Consider the following 12784-nt stretch of genomic DNA (forward strand, 5'->3'; position numbering starts at 1 on the left):
CGTTCGGGGTGGCGGCCCTTTTCGTAGGCTGCGCACCATGATCGAGCACGGTTACACCGTTTCCGGGATGAGCTGCGGCCACTGCGCCCAGTCGGTCACCGAAGAAATCACGGCGCTGCCCGGAGTGACCGAAGTGGACGTCGACGTCGCGGCCGGCCGGGTGCTCGTGCGTGCCGCAACCGCGCTGACGGAGGACGACGTCCGAGCCGCTGTCGCGGAAGCCGGCTTCACCTACGAAGGCGTCGCCGACCTCGTCCCGTAGACCTCTGCCGGGATCTTGCCCCGGTTGGTTCTTCCCAGCCTGCGCCTCCGGGTTGGACAGTCCACTGAAGATCACCAGGTGAGACGCGTGGTGTGATCTCCGTCGCTGCGGCCACCTTCCGCCAGCACTGCAACGCCCTGCAACCCTTCCCCTCCGCCCGTTCGCGGAGTCTCCTGTTCTCCGGTGAAAGAACGGGAGGTCAGGTGGGTGAAACGGTGGCGGGGATCGTGGCGAACCCCGCTTCGGGACGGGACATCCGCCGGCTGGTCGCGCAGGCGTCGGTGTTTCCCACCGCGGAGAAGGCGAACATGGTCCAGCGGCTGCTGGCGGCGTTCGCCGTCACCGGGCTCGACCGGGCCCTCGTCTCGACCGATCTCGGCGGCATCTCCGCCGCGGTCCTGCGCGCCCTCGGCCGCGGTGGCTCCTGGCCGAAGGTCGACTTCTGCGAGGACGACGCCCTCACCGGCACCGCCGCGGACACCACGAACGCGGTGCGCCGCATGGTCGAGGCCGGCGCCGGCGTCATCGTCGTCCTCGGTGGGGACGGGACCGCCCGGGTCGCCGCCGCGGCCTGCGAAGACGTTCCGCTGCTGGCCCTCTCCACCGGGACCAACAACGCCTTCCCACAGATGCGGGAGTCGACCGTCGCCGGCCTGGCCGCCGGGCTGATCGCCACCGGGCAGATCGATCCCGACCTCGTCACCCACCGCGTCAGCGTGCTCGAAGTCGTCACGAAAGCACGCCGGGAGATCGCGCTCGTCGACGTCTGCGTGTCGCTGAGCAGGCACATCGGAGCACGGGCGTTGTGGGACCCGTCCTCACTCACCGAGCTGTACTGCACCTTCGCCGAGCCGGACGGCATCGGCCTCTCGAGCGTTCCAGGCCAACTCTGCCCGAGCCCGCGGTCGAGCCCGGACGGCGTCGCGCTGCAGCTCGGGCCGGTCGGGGAGACGCCGTACGTCGTACACGCGCCGATCGCGCCCGGGCTCGTGCGGCCGGTCGGCGTGCGCGGCTGGGGACTGCTGCGACCCGGCGTGCGCGTCGAGCTCGCCGCGGCGGGCGGTGTCATCGCTCTCGACGGCGAGCGCGAGCTCGAGCTCAAAACCGGGGAGAGCGCGTTCGTGGAGCTCAAACCCGACGGGCCTTGGGTCGTCGACGTCCGGGCGGCGATGGCGGAGGCCGCGCGGAAGGGACTGCTGCGCACGGAAACCGAACCGGGGAAGGAGCGCCGAAGATGACGGACGCCCTCCAGGGTGCGTACCGCGTGATGCGGACCATCCGAGCGGTCGAAGAGGTCGCCGAAGAGCACGCAACCGGTGGACCGCGGCAAGCCGGCGAGGAGGCCCTGGCCGCGGGCGTCTGCCTTCACCTCGACGGGCGCGACGCGATCGCCGGCACCCACCGGCGGCTCGGCCACCGCATCGCCAAGGGCGTCGACGTCCGGGCCGTCCTGGCCGAAATCCGGCGCCACCGGCTGGTCACGACGGACACGCTCAGCGGCGTCCCGCTGCTGATCTGCGGCGCCGCGATCGCCGCGAAACAACAGGACAACGGCGGTGTCGGGGTGGCGTTCCTCGGCGACGGCCCCGGGACGACGCTGGAGGCGCTGAACCTCGCGTCGGCCTGGCACCTCCCCGCCATCTTCGTCACGGAGAACTCCGGCTACGCCGATCGGGTGGCGGGACTCGGCGTGCCGGGGGTCGTCATCGACGGATCCGACTTCTTCGCCGTCCACGAAGCGGCCGGAGAAGCGGTCGGCCGCGCCCGGGACGGCGGCGGTCCGACGCTGATCGAGGCCGGTTTCCCACGGCACACCGGCGACTGCCTCCAGCGGTTCCGCACCCGGGTCACCGACAGCGGTGAGCTGCGCGAACAGGTCCTCGACGCCATCGACGCCGAAGTCGCCCGGCTCATCGAGGACTCCGTCTCGGCACCGGAAACCGCCCCGGACGACCCCGAGATCGACTTCTACGTCTCTTACTGACCCGCCGAAAACCGCGACGTGCGCCACCTACCGATCATCCGGCCGAAACGGCAGACTCCCAGGAGGTACAGCACAAGGAGCGGCGGTTGGGGCAGCGAGACCTCGAGGCGGCGTTGCCGGCCGGGGCGGATCCCCGGCGGCACGCCCGTGTCCTCGCGCAAGTGCACGAAGCGGCCCTGAACGGCCAGGCGCTGCCCAGCAGGCTGCGGCCGGTCATCGGCGCGTCCTGGCAGCGGATGCGCCGGCTCGGCATGGACCCGGACAGCCGGGCCGCCGCGCCCGTCCTGAGCTTCGAACAGCTGGAAGCCCGCCGCCGCGCCAGTGGGCTGGCCGAGGCGCTGCCGGTGCTGCGCGGCGGCCTGATCAGCCTCGCCGAGCAGGCCGCGCACATCATGGTGATCGCCGACGCGCGCGGCGCCGTCCTCTGGCGTGACGGCAGCGCCGCGGTCCGCCGCCGCGCCGACGGGCTCGGGTTCGTCGAAGGCGTCGACTGGCAGGAAGAATCCGTCGGTACGAACGCGATCGGCACCGCCCTGGTCGCGCGCAGCCCGATCCAGGTGTACTCGGCCGAACATTACGTCCGGGCGCAGCACTCCTGGACGTGTGCGGCCGCGCCACTGCACGACCCGCGCGACGGCAGGCTGCTCGGTGTCGTCGACCTCTCCGGCCCGGCCTCGACCGTCCACGCGACGACGTTGGCACTGGTCGACGCCGTGACGCGGCTCGCGGAGGCCCAGCTGCGCACCACCCACCGCACCGAACTGGAGAGACTGAGGGGCTTCGCCGTCCCGGTTCTCGCGAAGGTCGGCGGCCGGGCCATGGTGGCCGACGAACACGGCTGGGTCGCCGCGGCCGCCGGGCTCGCCCCGGTCGACCGGGTCGCGCTGCCCACCGGCCTCGGACCGGGGCGCACCTGGCTGCCCGCGTACGGCGGCTGCTCGGTCGAGCCGGTGCCCGGCGGCTGGCTGCTCCGGCTGACCGAGCACGACGCCGCCCCGCCCACCCGCGTCGTGCTCGACGTCCGGTCGCCGCGCGAGCCCGAACTCACCGTGGCCAGCGCCGCGGGGACCTGGACGCACCGGCTCAGCCCGCGCCACGCCGAGGTGCTGTACGTGCTGGCCAACCGCCGCGACGGCCGGTCGGCGTCCGAACTGTCGGCCGACCTGTTCGGCGACGCCGGCCGGACGGTCACCGTCCGCGCGGAGATGTCCCGGCTGCGACGTCACTTCGGCGGCATCCTCGGCGCGAAGCCCTACCGCTTCGCCGACGACGTCGAGGTGGTGGTCCGCCGCCCGCCGGACCCCGAAGCCGTGCTCCCGCACTCGCTCGCCCCGGCCATCCGCGGCTGAGCGGATCCCGTGCCGAACCGCCTGCCCGACACGATCGCCCCGAGCTGGCTCGTGGTGCAGCTGCTCGGCACGCTCTTCTTCGCGGCGACCCTGCTCACCGCGCGCGAAACCGACCCGCGCATCTGGACCGCGTACGGCGTCGCGACCGCGGGCTGGCTGGGCTTTGTCCTGCAGACACAGCGACGGCCGAAGACGGCGGCCGCGCTGCTCGCCGCGGCGAGCGCGCTGCCGGCGGCGATCGTCGGCTGGGCCGGGGACTCGTCGGCGATCCTGCTGTCCGTCATTGCCCTCGGCCGGCTCGCGACGCTCACCTCGGTCGGCGTCGGCGCGATCCTCGCCGCCGCCCTGCTGGACGTCGTGCTGGCGGTGACGTCGCACGCGCTCGCCGGCGACTCCCTCGGCGAGCCGCTCGCCGACGCCGGCGTGATGCTGCTGCTGGTGCTGCTCGGGCTCAACCGCCGCCAGTACGAGGTGCAGGCGACGCAGAGCCGGGCGCTGCTGGAGCAGACGCGGCTCGCCCAGGCCGAACACGCCCGCGCCGCCGCGCTCGACGAACGCACCCGGATCGCCCGCGAGCTCCACGACGTCCTCGCTCATTCCCTTGGCGCGCTGGGGGTGCAGCTCGAGCTCGCCGAAGCGCTGCTGGCCGAGCGGTCCGATGTGGACGGTGCGCTGCGGTCCGTCCGGCGATCGCGGAAGCTCGCCGCGGACGGGCTGGCCGAGGCACGCGACGCCGTCGCCGCGCTCCGTCAGGATGTCCCGCCGCTCACCGAAACCCTCGCCGCGGTGGCCGCCGCGCACGCCCGCGACCACGGCGTCACCGTGGACTTCGAGGCGGACGGCGAACCGCGGCCGCTGCCGTCCGCGGCGGTCGTCGCCCTGGGCGGCATCGCACGGGAAGCCCTGACCAACGCCGGCAAGCACGCGCCGGGGGAGGACGTCCGGATGCGGCTGAGCCACGCGCCCGGCGCCGTCCGCCTCGACGTCCGCAACGCCCTTCCGGCTCTCACCCGGACAGGTGAAGGGTTCGGGCTGGCCGGCATGCGCGAGCGGCTCGCGCTCGCCGGCGGCACGCTGACGTCGGGCCCCGAAGACGGCCACTGGCGCGTGCTGGCGGAAGTCCGGACCTGATCACCGGTGTGCGCCGGAACACGTCCGCGCAGATCACGTGCTGATGACAGCGGGCGGTGCCGGTGGCTGTGCGTGCGGCGACTCGGCTACCTTCTGCGGGTACGGCTCACAGCGAGTTTTTCGGGGGCTCCGGGGTGGCCAGGCCCCCGGCCTGGGGCGAGGCCCCGGACAGCAGGGGGAGGAATTCGGGGATGACCAGCACTGCGACCGCCCCGGGACCGGCGGCGCCGGCGCCGGGACCCCCACCGTCGCCGCCGGACGGCCGTGACCGCACCGCGGGCCGCAGCGGCCTGCTGGGACTGCTCGACCTGCCGGGCCAGGGCGTCCGCGCGGTCGTCCGCTCGGCCGCGACCACCCCCGGCAGGCTCACCGTGATCGCCGTCGGGCTGGTGCTGCTGGCCCTCGTCGCCGGGCTGGTCGCGACGCTGTCGGTGCAGGACCGCGACGACACCATCTCCGGCGTCATCGACCACCGCGAGCCGCTCGCCGCCGCGTCGCAGCAGGTCTACCGCTCGCTTTCGGACGCGGACGCGACCGCCGCGAGCGCGTTCCTCTCCATCGGCACCGAGCCGCCCGCACTCCGCCAGCGCTACGAGCGGGACATCGCCGAAGCCGGCGCCGCGCTCGCGAAGGCCGCTTCCGACGCCGCGGACGTCGCCGACGCGGCCGGCCCGGTCGACGTGCTGAACCAGCAGCTGCCGGTCTACACCGGGCTCGTCGAGACGGCGCGGGCGAACAACCGCCTCGGCTACCCGGTCGGCGCGTCCTACCTGCGCGAGGCGTCCGAGCTGATGCGGGCGAAGATCCTGCCCGCCGCCCAGGACCTCTACCGGATCGACACCGAGCGGCTCATCGAAGAGCAGGACAGCGCCACCGGCTTCCCGTGGCTCGCCACGATCCTGGTGGTCGCGCTGCTGGCCGCGCTGATCGTCGCCCAGGTCTACCTGACCCGGCGGACCAACCGGCTGCTCAACGTCGGGCTCGTCGTCGCGACGGCCGCGGTCGTGGTGTCGCTCCTGTGGGGCGCGGTCGCGCTGATCGTCCAGGGCAGCCTGGTCGGCAGCGGCCAGGACGACGGTTCGCACCGCGTCGACGTGCTCGTCCGCGCGCGGATCGCCGCGCTGCAGGCCCGCGCCGACGAAACGCTGACGCTGGTCGCCCGCGGCGACGGCGGGGCGTACGAGAAGGACTTCGCCGCCAAGGCGGTCCAGCTGGTCGGCCAAGACGGCCAGGGGGGTCTCCTCGGCGAAGCCCGCGGCCTGATCAAGGACGGCGCCGGCGCCGCGAAGGTCGATGACGCGTCGAAGGCCGCCACCGCCTGGATGAAGGCACACGGGCAGGTGCGCGACCAGGACAACGCCGGCGCGTACCAGGAAGCCGTGAACTCCGCCGTGCAGGAAGACGCCAACGGCGGCTCGGCGCCGGCGTTCCGGCAGCTCGACGACAGCCTCCAGGCGGCGATCGACGTCGGCAGGCAGGACTTCCTCGACGACACCCACAACGGCGACCGCGCGCTGACGTTTCTCGCGCCCGGCCTGGCCGTGCTGGCGATCGTCGCCGCGGCGGGTGTCACCATGGGGATCCGGGAACGACTGAGGGAGTACCGGTGAGCAGGCGGGGCAACACGGTCCGGGCGGGCGTGCTGGCGTTCGTCGCGCTGCTGGCGGCGTCCTGCGGCAGCCCCGGGAAACCGGTCGACCCGGCGCCGGTCGGCAACGCGGGCTGGCCGCAGCCCGCGCACGTCGGCGGCCCGGACGCGACGGCCGGCGGCAGCTCCGACACCAGCTGCAACCCGCTCGCCAGCCTGGCGCCGGCCGCCAGCACGGCCGTCCCCGACAGCTCGACGATGTCCGACATCAAGAAGCGCGGCAAGCTCATCGCGGGCGTCGACCAGACCACCTACCTGTTCGGGTTCCGCAACCCCACCTCGGGCAACCTCGAGGGCTTCGACATCGACATGGTCTACGCGATCGCCAAGGCGATCTTCGGCTCGGCCGACGGTCACGTCCAGTTCCGCGCGATCCCGTCGTCGCAGCGCGAGGAAGTCCTGAAGAAGCACCAGGTCGACGTCGTGGTCCGGACCTACAGCATCACCTGTTCCCGCAAGAAGGACGTCGAGTTCTCCTCCGTCTACTACGTGGCGGGCCAGAAGATCCTGGTCCCGAAGGAGTCGAAGGCGCAGAAGCTGTCCGACCTGAGCGGCAAGCTGGTGTGCGCGACCAAGAAGTCGACGTCGCTGGCGAAGATCGCGACCGACGCGGCCAAGCCGGTGCCGGTCTCGGTGGACAACTGGTCGGACTGCCTGGTCATGCTCCAGCAGGGCCAGGTCGACGCGGTGTCGACCGACGACACGATCCTCGCCGGGATGGCCGCGCAGGACTCGACGCTCGAGGTCCGCGGCGAGCCGTTGACGCAGGAGAACTACGGCATCGGCGTGTCGAAGGACCGCCAGGACCTGGTCCGCTACGTCAACGCGGTGCTCGACCAGATCCGCGGCAACGGCGTCTGGCAGGACAGCTACCGCCGCTGGGTGGAGGCCCGTCTCGGACCTGCTTCGCCGCCGTCACCGCAGTACCAGTGAACACAGCGCGACTAGGATCGATCTCCGCACGTCGCAGGGGATCCGGGAGGTAGCAGTGTCGGAGGAGCCGCGCCGTCCTCGGCACGCCGCGCCGGACGAGGGGCAGGGCGCCAAGCCGAACTGGCAGCCGCCGCCACCGGTGCGGTGGGAGACGCCGGAGCCGTCGATCTCCGGCCGCCTGGACGACGGCGAGCCGTCCGGCGGGGAAGAGACCGTCTTCCACGCGCCCGTGCGCCGTCCGCCGACGCCGCCGGGTGGCCAGCCCGCGCCCGCGCGCGGGACGATCCCCGGCGCCGAGGACCCGACGCGTCCGCCGGGCAGCATGAACCCCGTCGCGCCGCCGGTCGAGCCGACGCAGGCCGTCCGCCCGGACCCGGAAGCACCGCAGCCGACGAGCGTGCTCGCCGCGCCGGCGCCGGAGACCCAGAGCATCATGCCGCCGGTGCCACGGCCGGACACCGGGCCGGGAACGCCGTTGCCGGATCCCGGCACCGAAAGCGTGCTGCCCGAGCGCACCAGCGAAGGGCGGCACACCGGCACCGGAACGGGGACCGGCACGGGAACGGGTACGGGGACCGGCAGCGGCTCCGGCTCGGGACCCGGTTCGTTCCCCGGCACTTCGCGGCGGACGTCGTCGCGGACGTCCCGGTCGCGGCGCGGCCGGCTCGGCGCCGGGCTGGTCGAGGTCCCGCCGGTGCCCGCGCGCGACCCCGCGTCCGCGGTGCTGACGAACCCGGTGGTGTCGGAGGAAAAGCGGTTCTGCGGCAGCTGCAACGCGAAGGTCGGCCGCGGCAAGGACGGCCAGCCCGGTGCGCCGGAAGGCAAGTGCGAGAACTGCGGCGCGCCGTTCTCCTTCCTCCCGAAGCTGCAGCCGCACGAGCTCGTCGGCGGCCAGTACGAGGTCCTCGGCGCGATCGCCTACGGCGGCCTCGGCTGGATCTACCTCGCGCAGGACCACAACGTCAGCGACCGCTGGGTCGTCCTCAAAGGACTGATCGACACCGGTGACGCGACGGCGATGGCGGCCGCGGCCAACGAGCAGCGGTTCCTCGCCGAGGTCGAGCACCCGAACATCGTCAAGATCCACAACTTCGTGCAGCACCCGGACGCCCACAGCGGGACGACCACCGGCTACATCGTCATGGAGTACGTCGGCGGCCAGTCGCTGCGGCAGCTCGCGCTCGCCCACCACCGGGAAAGCCGCCGTCCGGAGCCGCTGCCGATCGGCCAGGTCATCGCCTACGGCCTGGAAATCCTGCCCGCGCTCGGCTACCTGCACAGCCAGGGCCTGCTGTACTGCGACCTCAAGCCCGACAACGTCATCCAGACCAACGAGCAGCTGAAGCTGATCGACCTCGGCGCGGTCCGCCGCACCGACGACTACGAGAGCCCGCTGTTCTTCACCACCGGCTACAGCGCGCCGGAACTGCCGACGCAGGGCGCGTCGGTGGCGTCGGACCTGTTCACCGTCGGGCGCACGCTCGCCGTGCTCAGCTTCGAGTTCACCGGCTACACCACCAAGTACAAGACGACCCTGCCCGGACCGGACGCCGTTCCGCTGTTCACGCTGTTCGGTTCGTACTACCGGTTCCTGCGCCGCGCGACGCACACAGACCCGGACCGGCGGTTCCTCTCCGCCGAAGAGATGGCCGACCAGCTCACCGGGGTGCTGCGCGAGATCATGGCGCTCGGCACCGGCAAGCCGCGGCCCGGCGTGTCCACGGTGTTCGGCCCGGAGAGCCGCACGTTCGGCGTCCAGCTGGTGGTGCCCGAAGCCGGCGCCAGCGTGCCGCTGCCCGGCGCGGACGAGGTCGTCGCCGGGCTGCCGATCCCGCAGGTCGACACGGACGACCCGGCGGCGGGCGTGCTCGCCACCACGACCGCGCTCGACCCGCGCGCCGCGATCGAGGCGCTGGCCGGCGCGCCGCGGGAGTCGATCGAGGTGCGGCTGCGGATCGTGCGTGCCCGGATCGAGCTGGGCGAGTTCGCGGAGGCGCAGCGGCAGCTGCAGGCCGCGCAGTACCTGGCCATCAAGAACGGCTTCCCGCACGACTGGCGGATCGACTGGTACCGCGGCCTGATCGAACTCGCGGGCGGCCGTTCGCGGGTGGCGCACGTCGCGTTCGAAGCGGTGTACGACGACCTGCCGGGCGAGATCGCCCCGAAGCTCGCCCTGGGCATCAGCGCCGAAGGCGTCGGCGACTACTTCGGCGCCGCGCGGTTCTACGAACTGGTCTGGCGCACTGACCGCACCTACGTCAGCGCCGCCTTCGGCCTCGCCCGCGTGTACCTGGCCCAGGGCGCGCGGTCGAGCGCGGTCGAGGTGCTCGAGACCGTGCCGCCGTCCTCGACCCACTACGTCGACGCGCAGGTCGCGGCGATCAAGATCAAGACGACGGTGACCAAGGCCCACGGCCGCGAGACCCCGGTCACCGAGCACGACCTGCTCGACGCGTCGGCCCGGCTCGAGCGGCTCCGGCTGGACGCCGAACGCCGGACCCGGCTGTCCGCCGGGGTGCTCGAAGCCGCGCACGAGTGGCTCAAGCAGGGCAAGCCGACACCCGGCGCGCGCGTGCTGGGGTGCTCGCTCGAGGAACGTGAGCTGCGGTTCGGCCTCGAACGGTGCTACCGGGCGCTGGCCCGGCTGGCGGGCACGCTCGACGAGCGCATCGAGCTGGTCGACCGGGCCAACGCCATCCGCCCCCGCACCCTCACCTGACGCCCTCGTGAGTGGTAAGGCGGGTTAGAACCCGCTTTACCACTCACGACCGGCTGCGGAAGGGGGTCAGGGGTTGATTTCCCAGTCGCGTTCGGCGCGCGCACGCTGGTTCTGCTCGTGCTGCGCGGCGAGCTTCTCCAGCGCCTGCGGGTCGCCGTGGGTGCTGAAGTGCTCGAAGCCGACGACGACGAACAGCGCCCGGGCGCTGACCGCGATCGGGCCGTCCTCGGCGTCGAGGCGGCCGTCCGCGCTGACGTAGATCTTGCGGCCCGCGATGCCGTCCAGCCGGGCCGCGATGAACAACGTCGAACCGACCGGGACCGGCCGCCGGAAGTCCGTCTCGAGCTTGCCGGTCACCGCCGGGCGGCGCATCAGGTTGCCGACCGCCGAACCGAGCGCCTCGTCGAACGCGCAGGCCAGCAGCCCGCCGTGGGCGAGCCCCGGCGCGCCCTGGTGGGCCGCGGTGACGGTGAACCGCGAGTGCACGACCTGGCCCTCGCCGACGGTCGAGCGCAGGTGCAGCCCGGCGTCGGCCTCGTCGCCGCACCCGAAGCACTCGGCGAAGTGCACGCCGAGCTCGGTGCCCGGCGCCGGCGCCTTGGGGTGCGGGACCGCGGGCTCCACCGGCACCGGCGGCCACGGTTGAGAAACACGACTCATGCGCTGACGTTAACCGGCCAGTAGCCGGCGGGCGCGCCCGGCCCGCGAGGTATGTCGGCACGCATATCTCTCAGTAGCCGGAAAGTTCCCCACCGTAGACAATTCGCGGCTCAGGCTGCCGACCGCGGAGAGCCGGTCGAGACTGGGCGGATGAGCTCGAACGGCCCAATGGGCACTGCACGGGAGGAGTCGTCGCCGGCATGAGCGAACCAGCAGCAACGACGGGCAAACCGTCAGTGGACGAGAGAACCGTCAAGCGCGCGGTGTGGGCGTCGGCCATGGGCAACGCCACCGAGTGGTACGACTACGGCGTCTTCACCTCGGGTGCGATCGCGGTCAGCATCGGCACGCAGTTCTTCCCCGGCGAAGGCAACGCGGTCCTGAAGTCGCTGGCGCTGCTGGCGATCGGGTTCATCGTGCGCCCGTTCGGCGGGGCCTTCTTCGGGCCGCTCGGCGACAAGCTCGGCCGCAAGCGCGTGCTCGCCATCACGATCCTGCTGATGTCCGGCTGCACGTTCCTGGTCGGCGTCCTGCCGACGTACGCGGGCAGCTACAGCATGGGCATCGCGGCGCCGATCGCGATCCTGCTGCTGCGGATCATCCAGGGTTTCTCCACCGGCGGCGAGTACGGCGGAGCGGCGACGTTCATCGCCGAGTACTCCCCGACGAAACGCCGCGGCTTCTTCGGCAGCTTCCTCGAGCTCGGCACGCTGGCCGGCTACGTGCTCGGCAACCTCGTGGTGCTCTCGGTGACGCTGTCCCTGTCGGCCGACCAGGTCGACGCCTGGGGCTGGCGGATCCCGTTCTTCGTCGCGCTGCCGCTCGGCCTGATCGGGCTCTACCTGCGGAACAAGCTCGAGGACACCCCCGAGTTCCGCCGGATGGAAGCCGCGGGCGAGGCGCCGAAGAAGGCGCCGCTCAAGGAGATCTTCGTCCGCAACTGGCGGATGATCCTCAACCTGATCGGCATCGTCCTGCTGCTGAACGTCGCGGACTACCTGCTGCTGACCACGATGCCGACGTACTTCACCGACACGTTGAAGATCAACGACAACACGGCGACGCTGATCATCATCGCGGTCGAAGTCATCCAGATGGCGATCATCATCCCGCTCGGCGCGCTGTCCGACCGGATCGGCCGGAAACCCCTGCTGCTCACCGCGGCCATCGGGTTCCTGGTGCTGAGCTGGCCCAGCCTGAAGCTCATGCAGTCCGGCAGCATCCTGTGGCTGTTCGTCGGGTTCCTGATCGTGGCGATCCTGCTGGTCCTGATCCTCGCGGTGATCGGCTCGACGTTCCCGGCGATGTTCCCCACGCGGGTGCGCTACGGCTCGTTCGCGATCGGCTACAACATCTCGACGTCGCTGTTCGGCGGCACCGCCGGGGTCATCGTGACCGCGCTGATCAAGAGCACCGGCAACGAGGACTGGCCGGCGTACTACCTGATGGCGGCGGCGCTGATCGCGATCATCCCGATCATCAAGATCCCGGAGACGTCGCAGGTGCCGATGGAGCAGATCGACACCGAAGACAACAGCGGGAAGTTGGCCTCGGCTCAGCGCTGAGCGGTCTGCGGGAAATCGTGTGCCCCGCCCGGTGGTCCGGGCGGGGCACACGTGCGTCAGCGCGTGGTCGCCGTCGGCGCGCCCGGCCGGGTCGCGGCCGTGCTCGTGGGAGTCGACAGCGACGAGCGGGAGTTCTCCCGCGGGCCCGCGGACGGTGCCTGGGGAACCGACGTCCGCGGGCTGCGCGGCCGGGTCTGGCCCGGCTCGGCCGACGGTGACGCCGGGGCGATCGACGTCGCCGGGACCGGCAGCTCGGTGGGCGACGGGCTGGGGGACGTGGTGCCGACCGTGGACAGCCCCGGCCCGGCCGGCTGCACCGGCTCAGGTGGTCCCGCGCGGTGGCCGGCCAGGAAACCGGCCACCGCGAGGACGACCGCCGTCGCGGCCGAAGTGCCCGCCACGGCGAAGCGCTTGCGTCGTCGCCGGACCCGGCCGCCGCGCTCGATCACGTCGGCGGCTTCGAGGCGCATCGGCGGCTGCGTGCCGGCCGCGCCGGTCAGGAACGCGCGGACGTCGTCTTCGGGGTCCATGTT

11 protein-coding genes are annotated in these 12784 nt (G+C 72.5%); 9 read left to right on the plus strand and 2 right to left on the minus strand.

Annotated elements, in window-relative coordinates:
• Positions 1–37 precede the first annotated feature (37 nt).
• The 8 genes from ACFPLC_RS16200 to ACFPLC_RS16235 all read left to right on the plus strand — a co-directional run bounded on the left by ACFPLC_RS16200 (position 38) and on the right by ACFPLC_RS16235 (position 10026).
• Entirely contained in the window at positions 38–262 is a 225-nt protein-coding gene (locus ACFPLC_RS16200; protein ID WP_378197772.1) for a heavy-metal-associated domain-containing protein, read from the plus strand.
• 203 nt (positions 263–465) lie between these two features.
• Complete coding sequence (locus ACFPLC_RS16205) at positions 466–1500, plus strand: ATP-NAD kinase family protein (protein ID WP_378197770.1); 1035 nt, start codon at positions 466–468, stop codon at positions 1498–1500.
• Positions 1497–2246 (plus strand): thiamine pyrophosphate-dependent enzyme, encoded by a 750-nt coding sequence (locus ACFPLC_RS16210; RefSeq protein ID WP_378197769.1) that lies wholly within the window; start codon positions 1497–1499, stop codon positions 2244–2246. The genes ACFPLC_RS16205 and ACFPLC_RS16210 overlap by 4 nt, the downstream gene beginning before the upstream one ends.
• A gap of 86 nt (positions 2247–2332) precedes the next feature.
• Positions 2333–3595 (plus strand): GAF domain-containing protein, encoded by a 1263-nt coding sequence (locus ACFPLC_RS16215; RefSeq protein ID WP_378197767.1) that lies wholly within the window; start codon positions 2333–2335, stop codon positions 3593–3595.
• A gap of 9 nt (positions 3596–3604) precedes the next feature.
• Complete coding sequence (locus ACFPLC_RS16220; RefSeq protein ID WP_378197765.1) at positions 3605–4726, plus strand: sensor histidine kinase; 1122 nt, start codon at positions 3605–3607, stop codon at positions 4724–4726.
• A 191-nt stretch (positions 4727–4917) separates the two neighbouring features.
• Complete coding sequence (locus ACFPLC_RS16225; RefSeq protein WP_378197763.1) at positions 4918–6336, plus strand: hypothetical protein; 1419 nt, start codon at positions 4918–4920, stop codon at positions 6334–6336.
• Positions 6337–6365: 29 nt separating this feature from the next.
• Positions 6366–7307 (plus strand): glutamate ABC transporter substrate-binding protein, encoded by a 942-nt coding sequence (locus ACFPLC_RS16230; RefSeq protein WP_378197827.1) that lies wholly within the window; start codon positions 6366–6368, stop codon positions 7305–7307.
• A gap of 55 nt (positions 7308–7362) precedes the next feature.
• Positions 7363–10026 (plus strand): tetratricopeptide repeat protein, encoded by a 2664-nt coding sequence (locus tag ACFPLC_RS16235; protein WP_378197761.1) that lies wholly within the window; start codon positions 7363–7365, stop codon positions 10024–10026.
• A gap of 66 nt (positions 10027–10092) precedes the next feature.
• Here the strand turns inward: ACFPLC_RS16235 and ACFPLC_RS16240 are convergent, their stop codons facing one another.
• Positions 10093–10686 (minus strand): PaaI family thioesterase, encoded by a 594-nt coding sequence (locus ACFPLC_RS16240; protein ID WP_378197760.1) that lies wholly within the window; start codon positions 10684–10686, stop codon positions 10093–10095.
• Between the two features lie 236 nt (positions 10687–10922).
• On the opposite strand from ACFPLC_RS16240, the gene ACFPLC_RS16245 reads away from it, so the two are divergent.
• Positions 10923–12251, plus strand: a complete 1329-nt coding sequence (locus tag ACFPLC_RS16245; RefSeq protein WP_191312423.1) for an MFS transporter — start codon at positions 10923–10925, stop codon at positions 12249–12251.
• A 56-nt stretch (positions 12252–12307) separates the two neighbouring features.
• On the opposite strand, the gene ACFPLC_RS16250 is transcribed toward ACFPLC_RS16245, so the two are convergent.
• Positions 12308–12781, minus strand: a complete 474-nt coding sequence (locus tag ACFPLC_RS16250) for a superantigen-like protein SSL4 (protein ID WP_378197825.1) — start codon at positions 12779–12781, stop codon at positions 12308–12310.
• Between the last annotated feature and the right edge of the window lie 3 nt (positions 12782–12784).

Source organism: Amycolatopsis plumensis (assembly GCF_042652605.1).
GTDB classification, from domain to species: domain Bacteria; phylum Actinomycetota; class Actinomycetes; order Mycobacteriales; family Pseudonocardiaceae; genus Amycolatopsis; species Amycolatopsis plumensis.